15 protein-coding genes are annotated in these 19,493 nt (G+C 74.7%); 5 read left to right on the forward strand and 10 right to left on the reverse strand.

Annotated features, from left to right (window positions below):
• Positions 1 to 2: 2 nt before the first annotated feature.
• The 4 genes from BMX74_RS06945 to BMX74_RS06960 all read right to left on the reverse strand — a co-directional run bounded on the left by BMX74_RS06945 (position 3) and on the right by BMX74_RS06960 (position 4,608).
• Entirely contained in the window at positions 3 to 1,355 is a 1,353-nt protein-coding gene (locus BMX74_RS06945) for a HAMP domain-containing sensor histidine kinase (RefSeq protein WP_055505751.1), read from the reverse strand.
• The gene (locus BMX74_RS06950; RefSeq protein WP_055506315.1) at positions 1,352 to 2,050 is read right to left on the reverse strand and encodes a response regulator transcription factor; all 699 of its coding nucleotides are present in this window, start codon (positions 2,048 to 2,050) and stop codon (positions 1,352 to 1,354) included. Before BMX74_RS06950 ends, BMX74_RS06945 begins: the two co-directional genes overlap by 4 nt.
• A gap of 83 nt (positions 2,051 to 2,133) precedes the next feature.
• Complete coding sequence (locus BMX74_RS06955; RefSeq protein ID WP_091099105.1) at positions 2,134 to 3,642, reverse strand: phytoene desaturase family protein; 1,509 nt, start codon at positions 3,640 to 3,642, stop codon at positions 2,134 to 2,136.
• Positions 3,643 to 3,717: 75 nt separating this feature from the next.
• A complete protein-coding gene (locus tag BMX74_RS06960) occupies positions 3,718 to 4,608 on the reverse strand; it encodes a LysR family transcriptional regulator (RefSeq protein WP_055505753.1) in 891 nt (296 codons plus the stop codon).
• A gap of 70 nt (positions 4,609 to 4,678) precedes the next feature.
• Between BMX74_RS06960 and BMX74_RS06965 the strand changes: the two genes are divergently transcribed.
• The 4 genes from BMX74_RS06965 to BMX74_RS06980 all read left to right on the forward strand — a co-directional run bounded on the left by BMX74_RS06965 (position 4,679) and on the right by BMX74_RS06980 (position 10,289).
• On the forward strand, positions 4,679 to 5,737 hold the full coding sequence (locus BMX74_RS06965) for a YeiH family protein (protein WP_082535282.1): 1,059 nt from the start codon (positions 4,679 to 4,681) through the stop codon (positions 5,735 to 5,737).
• A 130-nt stretch (positions 5,738 to 5,867) separates the two neighbouring features.
• A complete protein-coding gene (locus tag BMX74_RS06970) occupies positions 5,868 to 6,806 on the forward strand; it encodes a pseudouridine-5'-phosphate glycosidase (RefSeq protein WP_236714929.1) in 939 nt (312 codons plus the stop codon).
• Positions 6,803 to 7,732, forward strand: a complete 930-nt coding sequence (locus BMX74_RS06975) for a carbohydrate kinase family protein (protein WP_091099537.1) — start codon at positions 6,803 to 6,805, stop codon at positions 7,730 to 7,732. Before BMX74_RS06970 ends, BMX74_RS06975 begins: the two co-directional genes overlap by 4 nt.
• A gap of 82 nt (positions 7,733 to 7,814) precedes the next feature.
• Complete coding sequence (locus tag BMX74_RS06980; protein ID WP_091099108.1) at positions 7,815 to 10,289, forward strand: hypothetical protein; 2,475 nt, start codon at positions 7,815 to 7,817, stop codon at positions 10,287 to 10,289.
• Positions 10,290 to 10,310: 21 nt separating this feature from the next.
• On the opposite strand, the gene BMX74_RS06985 is transcribed toward BMX74_RS06980, so the two are convergent.
• Both BMX74_RS06985 and BMX74_RS06990 read right to left on the reverse strand, forming a co-directional pair.
• Complete coding sequence (locus tag BMX74_RS06985; RefSeq protein ID WP_055505755.1) at positions 10,311 to 13,175, reverse strand: helix-turn-helix transcriptional regulator; 2,865 nt, start codon at positions 13,173 to 13,175, stop codon at positions 10,311 to 10,313.
• The gene (locus BMX74_RS06990) at positions 13,172 to 14,119 is read right to left on the reverse strand and encodes a LysR family transcriptional regulator (RefSeq protein ID WP_091099111.1); all 948 of its coding nucleotides are present in this window, start codon (positions 14,117 to 14,119) and stop codon (positions 13,172 to 13,174) included. The genes BMX74_RS06985 and BMX74_RS06990 overlap by 4 nt, the downstream gene beginning before the upstream one ends.
• Positions 14,120 to 14,226: 107 nt before the next feature.
• Here BMX74_RS06990 and BMX74_RS06995 point away from each other — a divergent pair, with 107 nt between their 5' ends.
• Entirely contained in the window at positions 14,227 to 14,976 is a 750-nt protein-coding gene (locus tag BMX74_RS06995; RefSeq protein WP_218153907.1) for an SDR family oxidoreductase, read from the forward strand.
• Here the strand turns inward: BMX74_RS06995 and BMX74_RS07000 are convergent, their stop codons facing one another.
• Genes BMX74_RS07000 through BMX74_RS07015 form a run of 4 tightly spaced genes read right to left on the reverse strand, consistent with a single transcriptional unit; the run spans position 14,977 to position 19,491 of the window.
• Positions 14,977 to 15,414 carry a GNAT family N-acetyltransferase gene (locus BMX74_RS07000; RefSeq protein WP_055505758.1) on the reverse strand — a complete coding sequence of 146 codons (438 nt, stop codon included), beginning with the start codon at positions 15,412 to 15,414 and terminating at the stop codon, positions 14,977 to 14,979.
• A gap of 43 nt (positions 15,415 to 15,457) precedes the next feature.
• Entirely contained in the window at positions 15,458 to 16,594 is a 1,137-nt protein-coding gene (locus BMX74_RS07005) for an acyl-CoA dehydrogenase family protein (protein WP_055505759.1), read from the reverse strand.
• Positions 16,595 to 16,600: 6 nt separating this feature from the next.
• Positions 16,601 to 17,506 carry a hydroxymethylglutaryl-CoA lyase gene (locus BMX74_RS07010; RefSeq protein ID WP_055505760.1) on the reverse strand — a complete coding sequence of 302 codons (906 nt, stop codon included), beginning with the start codon at positions 17,504 to 17,506 and terminating at the stop codon, positions 16,601 to 16,603.
• Entirely contained in the window at positions 17,506 to 19,491 is a 1,986-nt protein-coding gene (locus BMX74_RS07015; RefSeq protein ID WP_091099539.1) for an acetyl/propionyl/methylcrotonyl-CoA carboxylase subunit alpha, read from the reverse strand. Before BMX74_RS07015 ends, BMX74_RS07010 begins: the two co-directional genes overlap by 1 nt.
• Positions 19,492 to 19,493: the final 2 nt, after the last annotated feature.

Here is a 19,493-nt window from a genome sequence, read left to right on the forward strand (position 1 = left end):
CTTTAAGACGACTTATCCGATTCTGAGTGACGAGTGAGATTCCCGGGAAGATCTATGGTCGCGATGATTCCGCCGCCGGGCGCGTTGGCCAGGTGGACGGCGCCGCCCGACTCCTGCACCGCCTGCGCCACGATCGCCAGGCCCAGCCCGGAGCCGGGCAGGCCCCGCGCCGACGGCGAGCGCCAGAACCGCTCGAAGACGTTCGGCAGCTCCTCCTCGGGGATGCCGGGGCCGTGGTCCCTGACGGTCAGCCGCCCGTCCTCCAGCGTCACCTCGACCTGCCCGCCGGGGCTGAACTTGGCCGCGTTGTCGATGAGGTTGAGCACGGCGCGCTCCAGCGAGGCCGCGCCGCCGACGACGTACCAGGGGGTGAGGTCGGTGACCACCTGGGCGCCGCGCAGCCTGGCCCGCTCGACGGCGGCGGTGACCACCTCGTGCAGGCCCAGCTCGGCGGGCGGCTCGCGGTCGTTCTCGCCGCGCGCGAGCTGGAGCAGGTCCGCGACCAGCGTGGACAGCTCCGCGAACTGCGCCTTGACGTTGACGAGCAGCCGCTCCTTGGCGGCGGGGTCGAGGCTGCGTCCCGTCTGCTCGCTGCGCAGCAGCAGGTCGATGTTGGTGCGCAAGGTGGTGAGCGGGGTGCGCAGCTCGTGCCCGGCGTCGGCGACGAGCTGGCGCTGCCGCTCGCGGGAGCCGGCCAGGGCGGCGGTCATGGCGTTGAACGCGCGGCCCAGCCTGGCGATCTCGTCGCCGCCCTGGACCGGGATGCGCGTGCCGAGGTCCTCGGTCTCGGCGATGTGCTCGGCGGCCCGGGTGAGCCTGCCCACCGGGCGCAGCGCGGCCCTGCCGATGAGCAGCCCGGCGGAGGCCGCGCCGAGCACGCCGAGCGCCGAGACGACGCCGAGCAGCAGCGCCACGTTGCGCAGCGTGTTCTGGAGCTGGCCGATCGGCTTGGCGTCCATCACCGCCATGCCGGGCCCGACCCCCTGCGTGAGGATGCGCATCGGCCTGCCGTCGGTGGTGGTGCCGTTGTGCAGGTGGTAGCCGCCCTTGGCGGCGATGGTCAGGTCGTCCTGCGTGATCGTCAGCGCGGTGCCGAGGTAGCAGGTGGGACGGCCGTCGCCGTAGACGATCTGGGTGGACTGCGGCGGCCCGTAGGGGCGCTCCGACACCGGGTCGGGGCCGCACGAGCGCTGCAGCCACGGCAGGTCGCTCGGGTGCCGCAGTTCCCTGTCCACCTGGTCGTACAGCTGATGGCGGACGATCATGAAGCAGGCGCCCGCGCTGATCGCGATCGCCAGGGACACCGCGATCCCGACCAGCAGGGTCAGGCGCGTACGGAGGCTGTTCCAGATCACGGCGAGTTCCGCAGGACGTACCCCACGCCCCGGACGGTGTGGATCACGCGGGGCTCGCCCGCGGCCTCCGTCTTGCGCCGCAGGTACATGACGTACACGTCGAGGGAGTTGGACGTCGGCTCGAAGTCGAAGCCCCACACCTCGCTGAGGATCTGGTCGCGGGTCAGCACCTGCCGCGGGTGCGACAGGAACAGCTCCATGAGGAGGTACTCGGTCCGGGTCAGGTCGAGCCCGCGCCCGCCGCGCGTCACCTCCCTGGTCGCGGGGTCCATGCGCAGGTCGCCGTACGCCAGGGCGCCGTCGTCCTCCGGGGCGGCGGACAGCGCGCCGCGCCGCAGCAGGGCGCGCACCCGGGCCAGCAGCTCGTCCAGCTCGAACGGCTTGACCAGGTAGTCGTCGGCCCCCGCGTCGAGGCCGGAGACCCGGTCGCCGACGGCGTCGCGCGCCGTGAGCATGAGGACCGGCACGTGGTTGCCCGCCGCGCGCAGCCTGCGGCAGGCCGTCAGCCCGTCGAGGCGGGGCATCATGACGTCGAGCAGCACGGCGTCGTACGCCTCGCGGGCCAGCTCGTCCAGGGCGGCCTGCCCGTCGTCGGCGGTGGTGACCTTGTAGCCCTCGAACTCGAGGCTCGACTGCAGCGCCTCGCGCAACGCGGGCTCGTCGTCCACCACCAGCAACCGTGCGGGCTCAGTCATGCCCTCCACGGTACGGTCCCATCATGAGAACGTGATGAAGGCCGCCGAGCCCCGGGACCACCCCTCCCCTGGAGGGACGGCGGCTAGCGGCGGGCGAGGAGTGCCATGGCGGCGTTGTGGCCCGGGATGCCGCTGACGCCGCCGCCCCTGACGGCGCCCGCGCCGCACAGCAGGACGCGCTCGTACGCGGTCTCCACGCCCCAGCCGCCCCCCTCGCCGTACGGCCAGCTCAGGTCGCGGTGGAAGATGTGGCCGCCGGGCAGCCCCGCCTCCGTCTCCAGGTCCACCGGGGTCTTCACCTCGACGCACGGGCTGCCGTCGGGCGCGCGCAGCAGGCAGTCCTCGATCGGCTCGGCCAGCACCGAGTCGAGCGAGGCGAACGTCGCCCGCAGCGCCCGCGCCCGCGCCCTCTCGGGGTCCTGCCTGAACAGGCGCGCGGGCATGTGCAGCCCGAACAGGGTCATCGTCTCGGCCCTGCCCCTGAGCTCCGGGCCGAGGATCGACGGGTCGGTCAGCGAGTGGCAGTACACCTCGGCCGGCGGCAGGTCGGGGACGCTCCCGCCGGCCGCCTGCGCGTACGCGGCGGCGAGCTGGTCGCGTCCCTCGTTGATGTGGAACGTCCCGCTGAACGCCGCCCGCGGGTCCACCGCCGGGTCCTTGAGCCCGGGCAGGCGGCTCAGCACCATGTTGACCTTGAGCTGCGCGCCCTCGGGCGGCTCCGCTCGCCCGCCCGTCACCCGCTCCAGCACCGCGGGCGGCAGGTTGACCAGCACGTGGCCGCCCGTCACTGTGTGCTCGCCGTCCCTGTCCGTGAACGTCACCTCGCCCGACGGTGAGATGCCGACGATCTCGGCGCCCGTCCTGATCTCGGCGCCCGCGCGCCTGGCGGCGGACTCCAGCGCGGCCGAGACCGCGCCCATGCCGCCCACGGGGACGTTCCACTCGCCCGTCCCGTTGCCGATGACGTGGTAGAGGAAGCAGCGGTTGGCCAGGAGGTCCTCCGACGGGTCGGCGAACGTGCCGATGAGCGCGTCGGTCAGCACGACGCCCCGCACGGTGTCGTCGGCGAACCGCTCGTCCACGGTCTGTCCGACGGGCCGGGCGAACAGGTCGCGCCACGCCTCCCGCCCGACCAGGCGCTCGATCTCGGCGGGCGCGCGCAGCGGTTCGAGCAGCGTCGGGGCCAGGGTGCGGGCGACCCGCGCGACCATGCCGTAGAAGTCCTGCCAGGCCTTGTGGTCGGCGTCGCCGCCCGTCACGCTCTTGAACGACTCCGCCGTGCGCGCCTGGTCCTCGTTGTCGACGAGCAGGCCGGTGCCGCCCTTCGGGGTGTACGAGGCGTACCGCCTCCTGCGCACCTCCAGGCCGAGGCCCAGGTCCCGCACGATCTTGTCGGGGAGCAGGCTGACGAGGTACGAGTAGCGCGACAGGCGCACGTCCACGCCGGGGAAGGCGCGGGCCGAGATGGCCAGGCCGCCGACGTGGCCGAGCCGTTCCAGCACGAGCACCCGCCGTCCCGCCCCGGCCAGGTAGGCCGCGGCGACCAGCCCGTTGTGCCCCCCGCCCGCCACAACCACGTCATAAGCACCCATGACCGCACAGTACGCCGCAAACCACACGTCCCGTCAACGTCTCAGGCCGACCTCGCGCGGCGGGAGAGCGCGCCGTCAGGGGCGGCTGGCGATCGCCAGGAGGGTGGCGGCGGGGGCGGTCAGCGGGCGGCCGCGGCGCCAGACCGCGCGCAGGCTGCGCACCAGGTTCAGCCCCGCGAGCGGCACCTCCACCAGGCGGCCCGTGGCCAGCTCCGCCTCCACCGCGTAGCCGCTCAGCACCGCGGGCGCCGCCCCCGCCTGCGCCGCGCCCTTGACCGCCGAGTTCGACCCCAGCTCCAGCCTCGGGCTGGCCCGGTGGAGATCCTTGAAGGCGACGTCCAGGGTCTCCCTGGTGCCCGATCCCGGCTCCCGTACGACGAGGGGGGTGGCGGCCAGCTCGGGGCCGCGCAGGGCCGTGCGGCGGCGCGCCCAGGGATGCCCAGGGGCGACCACGACCACCAGCCGGTCGGTGCCGACCACGCGGCTGGCCAGCCCCTCGGGCACGCTCGGCCCTTCGACGAAGCCCAGCTCCACCTCCTCGGCCAGCACCCTCGCGGCCACGTCGGCGGAGTTCACGACGTCCAGGCCGACCTGCATGCCGGGCTCCCTGTTCTGCAGCTCGCCCAGCCAGCGCGGCACCAGGTACTCGGCCACCGTCATGCTGGAGGCGACCCGCAGCTGCGCCGCCTCCCCGTGCCGCACCGCCTGGGCGGCCCGGACGAGCTCCTGCGCGGCGGCCAGCACCTGCGCCGCCCAGCCCGCGACCATCCGGCCCTCCGCGGTGAGCGTGGAGCCCCTGGGCGTGCGCTCGATGAGGGGCAGCCCGAGGCGGCGTTCGAGCTGGACGATGCGCTTGCTGGCGGACGGCTGCGCGATGCCCGCGGCCTTGGCGGCCCGTCCGAGGCTGCCCAGTTCCCCGACGTCGACCAGGAGCTTCAGCGAGTCGAGATCGGGGAGCCTGCTCATAGCCACAGGCTATGACCTCCCAGGCAAGCACCGGCTACCGGGCCCCTGCGGCGGGCCGAAGACTGGCCCCATGGCCTCCTCCTCCGACCGCCTTCCCGCCCCCTCCGCGCCCCGCCGCCCCTCCCCCGGCGGCTCCACCCCGCACCCGGCGGCGGCCGGGCGGCATCGCGCGGCGATCCTGGCGAACCTGCCCGGTGTGCTGCTCGCCGCGGTGGCCGTCGGGTTCGCGACGGCGCTGAGCCGGTTCGTCCCGGCGCTCAGCCCGGCCGTGGTGGCCGTCGCGCTCGGGGCGGCGCTGGCGAACACGGCGGGCGTCGGCGAGCGGCTGCGCCCCGGGCTGGCGTTCGTGTCCCGGCGGGTGCTGCGGGTGGCGGTCGCCCTGCTCGGCCTGCAGATCGCGGTGCCCCAGGTGCTGGCGCTCGGCTGGCAGACGATGGCCGTCGTGCTGGCCGCCACCGGGACGACGTTCGCGGTGACGCCGCTCATCGGCCGCAGGCTGGGCCTGGCCCCGGGGACGTCGCTGCTGGTCGCGACCGGCGTGTCGATCTGCGGCGCGGCGGCCGTCGCCGCCATGCGGGAGACCGCGGACGCCTCCGACGACGACGCCGCGAACGCGCTCAGCGGCGTCGTCCTGTACGGCAGCACCGCCATCGTCGTGCTGCCGCTGCTGGGCTCGCTCCTCGGGCTGGCGCCCGCCCAGCTGGCCGTCTGGACCGGCGCGGCCGTCCACGAGGTCGCCCAGGTGGCGGCGATCGGCGCGGCGGCGGGCGTCCTCGCGGCGGCCGTCACGGTCAAGCTGGGCCGGGTGATCCTGCTGGCCCCGATGGTGGCGCTCGTGTCGTGGCGCCGCCGGGCGTCGGCTCCGGCGGGGAGGCCGCCGGTGATGCCGCTGTTCGTGGCGGCGTTCCTCGCGATGGTGGCCCTGCGTGCCACCGGCCTGGTCCCGGACGCGGTGACGGCGGCGGTGCCGCAGGTGACGTCGCTCCTCATGGCCGCCGCGCTGTTCGGCCTCGGCACCGGCATCCACGTGCGTACCCTCGTGAGGGGCGGGCGGGCGCTGCTGCTCGGCGGCATCGCGACGGCGATCATCTCGGCCGTGTCGCTCGCCGGGGTGGCCCTGCTCGTGTGATCGGGCCTCCTGGGCGGCGACCGGTCCGGGTTGGACGTCGGCGGTGCGGGGCCCTACCCTGCTCCGTTCGGAACAATTTCCGCAAAAACGGCCGTTCACCTTGAGAATCGCTCAACCCAGCCAAAGGAGCATGAACCCCACCATGCACAGCACCGCCGACTCCCTCATCCAGCCGTCCGACGAGGTCGCCGAGGCCCTGGCCAACGGCGCGCCGGTCGTGGCGCTGGAGTCCACGATCATCTCCCACGGCCTGCCGCAGCCCCGCAACCTGGAGGTCGCGCGGGAGCTGGAGGAGATCGTGCGCGCGGCGGGCGCCGTGCCTGCGACGATCGCCGTCCTGGACGGCGTCGCCCGGGTGGGCCTCACCGAGGTGGAGCTGGAGCGCATCGCCACCGAGTCCGGGCTGCGCAAGCTCGGCCAGCGCGACCTGCCCCTCGCGTCGGCGCTCAAGGCGAGCGGCGCGACCACGGTGTCGGCCACGTCGTTCCTGGCCGCCCGCGCGGGCATCCGCGTCTTCGCGACCGGCGGACTCGGCGGCGTCCACCGCGGCTGGACCGAGGACCAGGACGAGTCGGCCGACCTCGACACCCTCGCCCGCACCCGCATCACCGTCGTCTGCGCCGGCGTGAAGTCCATCCTGGACGTCCCCGCCACGCTGCAGCGCCTGGAGACCCGCGGCGTGACCGTGGCCGGCTACCGCACCGACACCTTCCCCGGCTTCTACCTGCACTCCTCCGGCCAGCCGGTCGAGTGGCGCGTCGAGTCGCCCGAGCAGGCCGCCGCCGTGATGCGCGGCCAGGACGCGCTCGGCGGCCAGGAGACCGCGTTCATCCTCGCCAACCCCGTCCCTGCCGACCTCCAGCTCGACCCCGAACTGCACGACCGCGTGCTGGCCGAGGCGCTGGCCGCCGCCGAGCGCGACGGGGTCAAGGGCCAGGCCATCACCCCGTTCCTGCTCGGCTACCTGGTGCGCGGCACCGACGGCGCCTCGCTGGAGGCCAACCTCGCCGCCGTCAAGGGCAACACCGGCCTCGCCGCGCGGATCGCCGTCGCGTGGTCGCAGCGGTGACCGGACGGGGCCTGCTCGTCGTCGGCGACGTCGTCACCGACGTGGTGGCGCTGCACGGCTCGCCGGTCCTCGCCGGCACCGACACGGCCGCCGACATCGTCCTGCGGCCGGGCGGCTCAGGGGCGAACACCGCCGCCTGGGCCGCCCACCTGGGCACCGACGCCCGCCTTCTGGCCAGGCTCGGGTACGACAGCAGCGAGTGGCACGCCGCGGAGCTGGCCAGGACCGGGGTGCGCGCGCACGTCACCGTCGATCCCGACCGTCCGACGGCGGTCGTCATCGCGATGGTGGACAAGACCGGCGAACGCTCCATGCTCACCAACCGGGGCGCGGGCGGCGCGATCTCCGAGGCCGACTGGGACCCGTCCCTGCTCGACGGCGTGGCCCGGCTGCACGTGTCGGGCTACACGCTGTTCGCGGAGCCCGGCCTGCGCCTGGCCAGGCGGGCCATGGCCGACGCCGCGGCGGCGGGCGTGGCCGTCAGCGTCGATCCGGCCTCCACGGGCCCCCTGTCGGGCTTCGGCGTGGAACGCTTCCTGGAGGAGACCGCCACCGCCGGGCTGATCATCCCCAACCTGGCCGAGGCGCTGCTGCTCGCCTCCGCCGGCACGGCGGAGGAGGCGGCGGCCCTGCTCAGCGAGCGGTACGGCGCGGCGGTCGTGAAGCTCGGCGGCGACGGCGCGCTGGCCGCGAGGGACGGCCGCGTCGTCGCCTCCGCCGCGGGCGTGCGCGCCGAGGTGGTGGACTCGACCGGGGCGGGCGACGCCTTCGCTGCGGGATTCCTCACAGCCCTCCTGGACGGGGCTGGCGAACAGGCTGCTCTGGAGGCGGGATGCCGTGCTGGTGCGGTATGTGTGGCCCAGGTTGGGGGCCGTCCACGGTACGGTTTGGAGCTGAACCGTCTTTACCCTATTCGCACTGATTGATAGCTTGCGGCGTAGGCTGCACCACTGACCACGCTGGTCACGTCTGCCTCACGCGGCACACTGGGGAGGATAAGGTCCGCCGATGGAAGTCGAGTCATCGATCTGCCTGAGCGACCTGGTCCCTGCTCTGCGCTGGAGCGGCCCCCAGCAGGTGGCGGAGGTGCTGGCGGATCCCCGGCTCCCCGCGGCCTGGTGGTTCTCCCTGTCGCTCTCGCGGGCGCTCGGCACGGCGGGCCTCGACTGGATGTGCGAGCGGCTGGCCCGGCTGGCCGCCGCCCGGTGGGGGCACCTCCCGCTCTGCGACCTCCTCCCCGCCCTGACGGTCCACCACATCGACCCGGCGCTGCCCGGATGGCCCGACGCCACCCGTACGGCGGTCGCCGGGCTGGGCGGCTGGCAGCGGCTGCGCCGCCTGTCGCCGGGCGACCTGTCGACGCCGTCGGCGACGCCCGAGGCCGTGATCGGCTCCGTCTTCCGCGAGATACTCGGCCGCGTCCCCGCCCAGCGTGAGGCGCCCCCGTCGCCCGAGGTCACCCGCCCGCTGCAGCGCGGCGCGGACCAGCCGGAGAGCGGCGCGCAACGGCCCTTCGCCGGCCAGCCGGAGAGCGGCCCGCAACGTCCCTTCGCCGGTCAGCCCGAGGGCGGCGCGCAGCGGACCTTCCCTGGACAGGGCGACGGCGGGCCGACCACCGGCTCGTTCCCGGCGGTGCCCGCCGCGGGCCCGTACCAGCGCCAGCCGCAGGGCCATCCGCAGCCGGAGGCCGCGAGCGCGGGCACCGGCTCCTTCCCCGCCCAGGGCCGACCCCAGGACCCGGGGACGGGCTCCTTCCCCGCGCAGGGCACCGGGTCGTTCCCCGCCCAGGCCACCGGCACGGGCGCGTTCGCCGCCCAGGGCCCGAGCACCGGCTCCTTCCCTGGCCAGAACGGCGCCCCCGGCCAGACCGCCGGCCCCGGCCGCCCGGGTCCGGGCACCGGCTCCTTCCCCGGCCAGGGCGCGGGCCCCGGCCAGAGCACGAACCCGGGCCCCGGCCAGGGCGCCCCAGGCACGGGCGCCTTCCCGGTGCAGGGCGGCCCCGGCACCGGCGCGTTCCCGGCGCAGGGTTCCGGGCAGGGTTCCGCGCAGGGTTCCGGGCAGCACCCCGCCCAGAGCCCTGGACAGAACGCCCAGAACACCCAGAACGGTCAGAACGCCGCCGTGGCCCAGGGCACGCCCCCGAGCCCCGCCCAGGACCAGTCGCAGGGCCCCGGCACCGGCTCCTTCCGCGCCCAGCCGCAGACCGGCGGCGCGACCGGCGCGCAGCCCGGCGGCCTCCCCCAGCGCCCGTCCCAGCAGGGCCAGGGCGGCGCGCTCCCGCAGCGCCCCGCCCAGGGCGGCGGGCTGCCCCAGCGGCCCACCGGGGCGCAGTCCCCGCGGCCCGACGCCGCGCCCACGCCCGGCGCCCCCTCGGCGGGCGGGCCCGGCACCGACTCCTCCGCCTACCCCGCCGTCCCCTCCGACCCCGACCACGCGATGGTCAGGGTCGTGGACGGCCTCTTCCGCGGCCTCGACAAGCTCGAACTCGCCGTCGCCGTCCACCGGCTGTTCGCCGAGGACCCGATCAGCCTGCGCACCCTCGCCCACAAGCTGCTCGTGGACCGCGACGCGCTCTCGCAGGCCCAGCGCACCGCCGAGGAGCGGGTGCTGCACTGGCTGCGCTCGTCGGAGTCGGCGCCGGTGACGGGCCACATGTTCAGGCTCACCGAGTGGCTCGGCGCGGCGGCCACGGAGGAGCAGCTGATCGGCGCCGACCCGGCCCACCCGGTGATGGTGCCGTCGCTGCGCACGCCGCTGTGGCGGGTGCTGGTCACCCTCATGCCCGACCGGCGGTTCCAGGACGGCTGGCTCGTCGTGGGCGACCTGCACGGCCTGCAGGCCCGTACGCGCCGGCTCCTCGCCTCCGCTCCCCCGGACGCCGACGTCGTGGAGCTCCTCGGCGAACTGGGCATCCGCGCGCACTCGGCCAAGGCGTGGCTCGACGCGCTGCCGCCCGAGTCGGCGCCCGACCCGAGGTCGTCGGTCCCGGCCCCCGCCCAGCCGCTGCCCCGCCGCACGCCGGGCGCGAACGGCCACCACCACCGCGGCGGCCAGCCGATCCCGGCCGCCGCGCAAGGCTCCATCGACCCGTCGGCCGCCCTGGCGACGCTGTCGGCGCTGTCGAGCAGCCGCCCGCCGATCCTGCCCGCCCAGCGTCCCGGCCCGCCGGCCACGCCTCCGCCGCCGCTGCCGAGCCCGTCGTCCGACCCGCGCCGCTGGCAGCGGATCGAGGTGACGCCCGAGCACCTGCGGGGCGGCCCGGTGCCGGTGCCCGAGGGGTACGCCACGCAGCTCGGCATGCGGCCCGGCACGCTGCTGTCGGTCACCGGGCCGGGCGACAACGCGATCGTCCTGGTCTGGCAGGGGCAGCAGCCGGTGTTCGACTCGCTCCAGCCGGTGCTGATGCGGCTCAACGCCCGCCCCGGCGACCAGGTGTACGTCACGGTGGACGGCTACCGCCTGGAGGCCCAGCTCACCGCCTGACCCAGGTGAGCCGCCGGAGGCTCAGGCGGTGTCGCCGTCGAAGAGGCGCAGGCGGTGCGCGGTGGCGGCGGCCTCGCCCCGGGTGGCGACCCCGAGCTTGGCCAGGATGTTGGAGACGTGCACGCTCACCGTCTTCACCGAGATGAACAGCGCCTGCGCGATCTCCTTGTTGCTGTGCCCGCGCGTCACCTCGCGCAGCACCTCCAGCTCGCGCGCGGTCAGCCCGAGCGGCTGGCCGCCGGCCTCGTCGCCGGACCCTCCGATGCCGGCCCGCCTGGCCAGGGCGTCGATCTGGCCGAGCAGCGGCGCGGCGGCGAGCCCCGCGGCCAGCTCCCTGGCCCGGCCCAGCCCGGTGGCGGCGCCCTGCCTGTCGCCCGCGGCGAGCGCCGCGCGCGCGGCGCCCACCAGGCAGCGCGCCTCGGAGTACGGCTGCCCGAGCCCCGTCCACGCCGCCACCGCCGCCCCCCAGGCCTCGGCGGAGCCCGCGCCGCCGGAGGTCAGGGCCGCGAACGTGCGCCGGTACGCCTCCTGCAGCGCCCCCTCGACGGCCAGCCCGGCGGCCAGCTCACGAAGGGTGCCGGTGAACGGCGCCTCCAGCTCGGCGAACGACACGAGCACCGGCCAGAGGTACCGCGAGCTGGACGACAGGTCGAGCTCGTCGAGCCCCCGGGCGGCGGCCTCGACCGCGCCCGCGACGTCTCCCCTGGCCCGCAGCAACTCGATCTCCCTGCGCAGGTGCGGCAGCACGGTCTGGTCGCGGAAGGAGCCGCGCGCGAGGACGACCCGCGAGTCGGCGAGCAGCGTCTCGGCCCGGTCGAGGTCGCCGCGGGCCAGCGCGATGTCGGCGGCGAAGCCCTGCAGGCTCGCCCGGTACGGCGGGGGCGGCGACAGTTCGAGCGCCCGCTCGACGACCTGCAGCGCCTCGTCCCACCGGCCGAGCGACACGAGCGGCTCGGCCAGGTTGATCGACAGGAACGTGCCGGACGTGCGGGCCAGGCCGTACCGCTCGGCCTCGGCGACGCCGTCGCGTGCCACCTGCGCCGCCCGCTCGTGCAGGCCGGCGCCCTCCAGCGCGTCGGTCTCGGAGATCGCGCAGCGCATGACCGCGTTGTACGCCCCGTGGCGGCCGGCGACGCTCCGCGCCCTGGCGAACGCCTCGATGTGGGTCTCCATGTCGGTGAAGCGGCAGCGCGCCCAGGCGAGCGTGATGAGGGCGTGCGCCTCGGTGGGGCCGTCGCCCACGGCGTGGCTGATCTCCATGGCGAGCTGGGCGGTGGCGATCTTCTCCGGCCAGCTCTCGGGGCGGTGGAGCATGCGGGAGAGGGTCTCCAGCACCTGGGCGCGCAGCTTCGTCGGCTCCTCGGGCACCAGCGCGGCGGCCCTGCGCAGGTCGTCGAGGTAGTTGGGGCGGCCGAGGTCGTAGCGGGTCAGGCCGCGCTGGCGCAGCAGGACGGCGGCCATGATGGGGTCGGCCTCCGGATCGACCTCGGCGAGCCCGGCGCCCGCCAGCGCGATGGAGCGTTCGTACTCTCCGGCGAGGTGGGCGACGGTGGAGGTCTGCCTGAGCACCTGGACCCTGTCGACGCCGATGCGCGCGGCGGCGCCGGGCACCTGGTCCCACAGCTCCAGCACCCGGGACAGCATCCTGAGCTGCTCGTCGTACGCGGTGGACTTGCGGGCCGCCGCCGCGGCGCCCCAGGCGCTGACGAGGGCCTGCGCGGAGTCGTGGGCGGCGTGCCAGTGGTGCGCCAGCTCGATCGCGCCGCGCGGCGCGGGCAGTATGGACAGGTCGCGCTCCAGCGCCTCGGCGTAGCGGGTGTGCAGCCGGGTGTGCTCGCCGGGCAGCAGGTCGTCGTGGAGCGCCTCGCGGATGAGCGCGTGGCGGAAGGCGTAGCCCTCGCCGTCGACCACGAGGACGTTGCCCGCGACGGCGGGCCGCAGCGCGCGCGACAGCGCGGACTCGTCGAGCCCGGACACCGCGGCCAGCAGGTCGTGCTCGATGCGCTGCCCGCCCGCGCTGGCCACGCGCAGCAGCTCCTGGGTCTCCTCGGGCAGCCGCTCGACCCCGGCGAGCAGCAGGTCGCGCAGCGACTCGGGCATGGCGTCGCCGCCGCCCGCCTCGCTGAGCAGCGCCTCGACGAACAGCGGGTTGCCCTCGCTGCGGGCGTAGACGAGGTCGATCTCGGCGGGGGACGGCGCGTGCTCCATGATGCTCGCCGACAGCTTGACGACCTCGCGGCGGGTGAGCCTGCGCAGCTCGGTCCTGGTCACCCACTCGACCCGGCCGAGCTCGGCGAGCAGGGGGCGCAGCGGGTGGTTGCGGTGCAGCTCGTCGGTGCGGTACGTGACCACGATGAGCAGCCGCGCGCCGGTGCGCTGGTAGCGCACGAGGAACGACAGCAGGTCGCGGGTGGAGCGGTCGGCCCAGTGGGCGTCCTCGACGACGAGCACCACGGTGCGCTCCTCGGCCAGCCGCTCCAGCAGCCCGAGCACCTGCTCGAACAGCCTGGCCCTGGCCTCGGCGCCGTCCTTGTCGGGCTCGCCGAACTCGGGCAGCAGCCTGGCCAGCCCCCGCGTGGTGCCGCCCGGCACGAGGGCGGCGACGCCGTCGCGCCCCATCTCGCGGACGAGCCTGCGCAGCACCGCGGTGAACGGCGCGAACGGCAGGCCCTCGGTGCCGAGTTCGAGGCACCCGCCGACGAGCACCAGGGCGTCGCCCGCCCGCTCGGCGAACTCCTTCATCAGCCGGGTCTTGCCGACTCCCGCCTCGCCGCCGACGAGGACGGTGGTGGACGCGCCGGACCGCGCCCGCGTTAACGCGTCACCGAGGACGCCGAGCTCGCGGGCGCGCCCGACGAACTGGGGGCTCACGGTGTGGATGCTCACGCCCCAAGGATGCCATCCGCCTCCGACAGACGCGCGACCGGATGACGCCCGCCCCCGCCCCCGGGCGCGCCGCCCCCGGCGCCAGGTACGGGCCCCGCCGGCTGGGCGTTCCCGTCCATGGCGTCGTACACATCGAGCGCGGCGGAGGTGAAGTCCGCGACGAGCCGCGGGTCCCGTGCGCCGTCCCAGACAGCGAGGACCGGCGTGGGTGGTGCGTCGCTCACCGGGATGAACCTGATGTCCGGGTGCTGGTAGCGACGTGCGACGAGGGCGGGTGCGAGATGGACCGCCGAGCTGCTCGCCAGGAGGTCGAGCCTGTCGTCCGCGTCGCGGAGCGGGCGGCCTCCGGGGCCGGCGTCGTGGAAGCGCGCGCGTTCGAAGGGGGCCAGGTCGGCCAGGGTGACGACCTGCCGTCGTGCCAGTTCGTGGGCGGTGGAGAGCGCGACCATCGTCGGTTCCCGCCGGAGCACGGTGGTGGCGACGCCTTCCGGCGGCAGGGGCAGGCACACGACAGCCACGTCGACCGCTCCCCTGAGCACCGCACGGATCTCGCTGTCGTGGTCCAACGGCACGACCGTCACCTCGACGCCGGGATGCGCGCGCTGGAAGGCCAGGACCGCCTGACGGATCGGTACGGCGCGGTGGTGGCCGACGGTGAGGCTGTGCAGACCCGTGGCGAGACCGCGTACGTCGTCGGCGAGGCGTGCGGCGGAGGCGAGCAGCCGCCTTCCGTCCGTGAGGAGTCTCCTCCCGGCGGGCGTCAGTTCGAGCCGGCGCGGGTGCCGGATGAGCAGGGGCCCGCCGAGTTCACGTTCGAGCGACTGGATCTGGCGGCTCAGCACGGGCTGGGCGATGTGCAGCGAGGCCGCCGCGCGAGTGAAGTTCCCCTCGTCGGCGACGGCGAGGAAGTAGCGCAGCTTGCGCAGATCCACATCGTTTCCCATACCCCCAGGGTATCGGCGGGCTGCGGAAGAGGTCTTGGACGGCCGCGGCCCCTGACCTGGAAGGTGGTCGGCGTACACCACGACGTTCCAGGAAGGGACACCGCACCATGACCGTCGAGACCATGCGTCACCGTCACTCCGAGCTCGCGGGGCAGCGGGTGGTCGTCGTCGGGGGCGGCTCGGGCATCGGGCTGGCCACGGCACGGCGCGCCGCCGAACTCGGCGCCGAGCTCGTCATCGCTTCGCGCAGCCCTGAGTCGGTGACGACCGCTCTGCGGCACTTGCCCGACTCGGCCGTGGGGCAGGTGCTCGACGTCCGCGACCCGGAGGCGGTTCGCGGGTTCTTCGAAGCGGCCGGCCCGCACGATCATCTCGCCTTCACCGCCGGGGACGCGCTGGTGTCCGGCCCGCTGGCCGAGGTCGGGGTCCCCGCGATGCGGGACTTCCTGGAGGTCCGGCTCTGGGGCGCCGTCACCGCGGTGCGGGCGGCTCTTCCGTTCGTACGTCAGTCGGTGACGCTCAGCGGTGGAGCGGGCATGCTGCGCCCGACGCCGGGATTCACCGCAGCCGCCGTCGCTCTCGGCGCGATCGAGGCGTTCACCCGGGCCGCGGCGGTCGAGCTCGCTCCGGTCCGGGTCAACGCGGTGTTCCCTGGTCTGGTGCGCAGCCCGCTCTGGAACGGCATGCCGCCCGGCGAGCGAGACCAGTTCTTCGCCGGCGCCGCGGCGGGCATCCCCGTGGGCCGGGTCGGGGAGCCCGCGGACGTCGCGCGGGCCTTCACGCACCTGATGACGAGCGGGTACACCACCGGCCAGATGCTCGTCGTCGACGGCGGGGCCACCATCGGCGCGCGCTAGCTAGTAGCGCATGACCTTGCGGAAGAAGGTGGCCGAGGCCTCGTAGCCGAGCGCGTGGTAGAACTCGGGCGCCCGCCGCGTGGCCATGCCGACGTACCTGGCGCCGCGCGCGCGGGCCCACTGCTCGAACTCCTCCAGCAGGGCCCTGCCGATGCCCTGCCGCCTGGCGCCGGTGCGCACCATCGCCTCCTCGACCCAGGCGACGGGCCCGTTGGCGAACAGCGTCAGGTGCGTGAAACCCAGCAGGTAACCGGTGACCCGACCTCCCACCACGGCCGCGAGCAGCAGGGCGTCGTCGTTCTGGAGCAGCTGCGGCAGCGCGGCGTCGAAGGCTTCGCGTTCGGGCCTGAAGGTCAGGCCGAACTCGCGGGCGAGCGCGAACACGTCGTCCGCGTCGCCCTTCTCCGCCCTCCGGATGAGAAGATCGTCAGCCGTCATGGGCCACGACCCTAGGACGTCGGACGTATCCGGCGCAAACATCTCACAGGTCCCCGAGCCCCAGCTGGCGGGCGATGAGCATGCGCTGCACCTCGCTGGTGCCCTCGCCGATCTCCAGGATCTTGGCGTCGCGGTAGAAGCGGCCGACCGGGTACTCGTTCATGAAGCCGTACCCGCCGAACACCTGGGTGGCGTCGCGGGCGTTGTCCATGGCCGCGTTCGAGGAGACGAGCTTGGCGATGGCGGCCTCCTTCTTGAACGGCGCGCCCGCGAGCATCTTCTCGGCGGCGTGGTAGTAGGCGAGCCTCGCGGTGTGCGCCCGCGCCTCCATGTCCGCGATCTTGAACTGGATGGCCTGGTAGTGGCCGATCGGGTGGCCGAACGCGTGGCGCTCCCTGACGTACTTGAGGCATTCGTCCACGCAGCCCTGGGCCAGGCCGACGCTCAGCGCGGCGATGGCGACGCGGCCCTCGTCGAGGGTCTGGAGGAACTGGGCGTAGCCGCGCCCGCGCGTGCCGAGCAGGTTCTCCGCGGGCACCCGGCAGTCGGTGAAGGCGAGCTCGCGCGTGTCGGACGCGTTCCAGCCGACCTTCGAGTACTTCTTGGAGACGGTGAAGCCCGGCGTGCCCGCCGGCACGAGGATCGTGGAGATCTCCCGCTCGCCGGTGAGCGCCGCGACGCCGACGACGCCGGTGATGTCGGTGCCGGAGTTCGTGATGAATGCCTTCGTCCCGTTGATCACCCATTCGCCGCCGTCGAGCACGGCGGTGGTGCGCATGCCGCCGGGCACGTCGGAGCCGCCGCCCGGCTCGGTGAGGCCGAACGCGCCCAGCATCTCGCCCGAGGCCAGCTTCGGCAGCCAGCGCTCGCGCTGCTCCTGCGTGCCGAACCTGAAGATCGGCATCGCGCCGAGCGACACGGCCGCCTCCAGCGTGATCGACACGCTGGAGTCGACCCGGGCCAGCTCCTCCAGGGCCAGGCAGAGCGCGAAGTAGTCGCCGCCCATGCCGCCGTACTCCTCGGGGATCGGCAGGCCGAACAGGCCCATCTGGCCCATCTGGCGCACGATGTCGTAGGGGAACTCCTCCCGCTCGTAGTAGTCGCCGATCACGGGGGCGACCACCTCACGGGCGAAGGACTCGACGGTCTTGCGCAGCTCTTCGTACTCGTCGTTGAGCATGGTTGTTCAGCCTTTCGCGAGGGCCTGGACGACGCGGGACGGGCTGGGGCGGCCCAGGCGGTCGGCCAGCCAGGTGCTGGTGGACACGAGCTTGTCCAGGTCGAGCCCGGTCTCGATGCCGAGTCCTTCGAGCATCCAGACGAGGTCCTCGGTGGCGAGGTTGCCGGTGGCGGACTCGGCGTAGGGGCAGCCGCCGATGCCGCCGGTGGAGGCGTCGACGGTGGTGACACCCGCGCGCAGGGCGGCCAGCGTGTTGCCGAGCGCCTGCCCGTAGGTGTCGTGGAAGTGCACGGCGAGCCGTTCGGGCGAGCCGAACGCCTCGATGAGCGCGGTGACGTGGCCGGGGGTGCCGACGCCGATGGTGTCGCCGAGCGACAGCTCGTGACAGCCGAGTCCGAGCAGCCGCTCGCCGACGGCGACGACCTGCTCGATGGGGGTCGGCCCCTCCCAGGGGTCGCCGAAGCACATGGAGACGTACGCGCGCACCTGAACACCGTGCTGCAGCGCCCGGGACACGACCGGCTCGAACATCTCGAACTGGCTGTCCAGGGTGCGGTTGAGGTTCTTGGCGGCGAACGTCTCGGTGGCGCTGGCGAAGACGGCGATCTCGGTCACGCCGTGCTCCAGGGCGCGGTCGAGGCCGCGCTCGTTCGGCACCAGCACGGGGTAGCGGACGCCGGGCCGCCGGTCGAGCCGGGTCAGCAGCTCGCCCGCGTCGGCGAGCTGCGGCACCCAGCGCGGGTGGACGAAGCTGGTGGCCTCGATCACGGTGTGCCCGGCGTCGGCGAGCCTGTCGATGAACTCGGCCTTGACCTCGACGGGGACGATCGCGGCCTCGTTCTGCAGCCCGTCGCGCGGGCCCACCTCGTACACGGTGACCCGCCGCGGCAGGCCCTCCATCGGGTACGGCATCACGCCTCCTCAGGGGTGACGACGGCCAGCACGGCGTCCATCTCGACGGGCTGCCCCGCCTGGACGGGCAGCTCGGAGACGACGCCGTCGCGGGGGGCCGTGACCGTGTGCTCCATCTTCATGGCCTCGACGATGGCGAGCGGCTGCCCCTCGCTCACCCGCTCGCCGAGCTGCGCCTTCACCACGAGCACGGTGCCCGGCATGGGGCTCCTGACGACGCCGTCGCCCGCGCCCGCCGCGCCCGGCCGGTCGCCGGGGTCGCCGATGAGGTGGCGGGTGAAGCTCCAGGACGCGCCGTCCCTGCCGAGCCAGAGGGTGTCGCCGGTGCGGGCGTGCAGGTAGTGCAGGGTGCGCCCGCCGATCGTCACGGCCAGGGCGGCGCCTGACCTGCGGACGGAGGCGGGCTCCTGCCGTTCCTCCCCCGGCTCCCCGGCGCTCTCGGACAGCACCTCGGCGGAGCGCTCGGGCAGGCCGCGCACCCGTACGGCGTGGACGCCGTCGCGCGTCTCCAGCCGCCAGGTGGTCCACGCCGGCTCGCCGACGCGCCAGCCGTCGGTGACCTCCCACGGGTCTCCGCCCTGGGGCATGGCGTGGAAGACCAGCGCGGCGGCGGCCAGGGCGTCGGCGGGCGGGCCCGCCTCGGGCAGCAGCTCCGGCAGGACCCGCTCGACGAGCCCGGTGTCGAGCTCGCCCGCGCGGACGGCGGGGTGCGCGGCGAGCGCGCGCAGGAACGGCACGTTGGTGACGACGCCGAGCACGGCGGTCGCGGCGAGCGCCCGGTCGAGCGCGCGATACGCCTCCTCCCTGCCGGGCGCCCAGGTGACGACCTTGGCCAGCATGGGGTCGAACTCGCTGCCGACGGTGCCGCCCTCGACCAGCCCGGAGTCCACGCGCACGATCTCGCGGGGGCGTCCGGCGGGAGTCCCGGGGGAGGCGGGCTCGCGCAGCGCGAGCACCCGGCCGCCGCTCGGCAGGAAGCCGCGCGCCGGGTCCTCGGCGTAGACGCGGGCCTCGATGGCGTGCCCGTCGAGGCGGACGTCGTCCTGGCCGAACGGCAGCGGCTCGCCCGCCGCCACCCTGAGCTGGAGCTCCACCAGGTCGAGCCCGGTCACCAGCTCGGTGACGGGGTGCTCCACCTGCAGGCGGGTGTTCATCTCCATGAAGTGGTACGCGCCGGTGGTGCCGTCGACGATGAACTCGACGGTGCCCGCGCCCGTGTAGCCGACGGCCCTGGCCGCCTCGACGGCCGCCGCTCCCATGCGGGCCCGCGTGGCTGCGTCGACGAAGGGCGACGGCGCCTCCTCGATGATCTTCTGGTGCCTGCGCTGGAGGCTGCACTCGCGCTCGCCCAGGTGGACCAGGTTGCCGTGCGTGTCGGCGAGGACCTGGATCTCGATGTGGCGGGGGTTCTCGACGTACCGCTCGATGAGCAGGGTGGCGTCGCCGAAGGCGGCGCGCGCGGTGCGTCGGGCCGACTCCAGCGCGTCGGGCAGCTCGGCGGCCGACCTGACGAGCACCATGCCCTTGCCACCGCCTCCGGCGGACGGCTTGATGAGCGCGGGGAAGTCGTCCCAGCGCTCCAGGGCGTCGTCCGGCTCGGCGCCGCCGGGCACCACGGGCACTCCGGCGGCCGACACGGTGGCCTTGGCGCGGATCTTGTCGCCCATCGCGTCGATGGCGGCGGCGGGCGGGCCGACGAAGACGAGCCCGGCCTCGGCGCAGCGGCGGGCGAACGCGGCGTTCTCGGCGAGGAAGCCGTAGCCGGGGTGGACGGCCTGGGCGCCGGAGGCCAGGGCGGCGGCGACGATCGCCTCCATATCCAGATATTTCGGGACCTGGAGGGCTGTGTCGGCCTCGCGGACGTGGCGGGCGTCCGCGTCGGACGCCGTGTGCACGGCCACCGAGCCGATGCCCAGCGCGCGCAGCGTGCGGATGATCCGGACGGCGATCTCGCCCCGGTTCGCGATGAGGACGCGGTCGAACATGG

The sequence above is a fragment of the Nonomuraea pusilla genome (assembly GCF_900109355.1).
GTDB classification, from domain to species: domain Bacteria; phylum Actinomycetota; class Actinomycetes; order Streptosporangiales; family Streptosporangiaceae; genus Nonomuraea; species Nonomuraea pusilla.

Bases quoted from the DNA above. Each gene is read 5' to 3' on its own strand.
- BMX74_RS06950 (WP_055506315.1), bottom strand. From the start codon at position 2,050: ATGACTGAGCCCGCACGGTTGCTGGTGGTGGACGACGAGCCCGCGTTG.
- BMX74_RS06955 (WP_091099105.1), bottom strand. From the start codon at position 3,642: ATGGGTGCTTATGACGTGGTTGTGGCGGGCGGGGGGCACAACGGGCTG.
- BMX74_RS06960 (WP_055505753.1), bottom strand. From the start codon at position 4,608: ATGAGCAGGCTCCCCGATCTCGACTCGCTGAAGCTCCTGGTCGACGTC.
- BMX74_RS06965 (WP_082535282.1), top strand. From the start codon at position 4,679: ATGGCCTCCTCCTCCGACCGCCTTCCCGCCCCCTCCGCGCCCCGCCGC.
- BMX74_RS06970 (WP_236714929.1), top strand. From the start codon at position 5,868: ATGAACCCCACCATGCACAGCACCGCCGACTCCCTCATCCAGCCGTCC.
- BMX74_RS06980 (WP_091099108.1), top strand. From the start codon at position 7,815: ATGGAAGTCGAGTCATCGATCTGCCTGAGCGACCTGGTCCCTGCTCTG.
- BMX74_RS06990 (WP_091099111.1), bottom strand. From the start codon at position 14,119: ATGGGAAACGATGTGGATCTGCGCAAGCTGCGCTACTTCCTCGCCGTC.
- BMX74_RS06995 (WP_218153907.1), top strand. From the start codon at position 14,227: ATGACCGTCGAGACCATGCGTCACCGTCACTCCGAGCTCGCGGGGCAG.
- BMX74_RS07000 (WP_055505758.1), bottom strand. From the start codon at position 15,414: ATGACGGCTGACGATCTTCTCATCCGGAGGGCGGAGAAGGGCGACGCG.
- BMX74_RS07005 (WP_055505759.1), bottom strand. From the start codon at position 16,594: ATGCTCAACGACGAGTACGAAGAGCTGCGCAAGACCGTCGAGTCCTTC.
- BMX74_RS07010 (WP_055505760.1), bottom strand. From the start codon at position 17,506: ATGCCGTACCCGATGGAGGGCCTGCCGCGGCGGGTCACCGTGTACGAG.
- BMX74_RS07015 (WP_091099539.1), bottom strand. From the start codon at position 19,491: ATGTTCGACCGCGTCCTCATCGCGAACCGGGGCGAGATCGCCGTCCGG.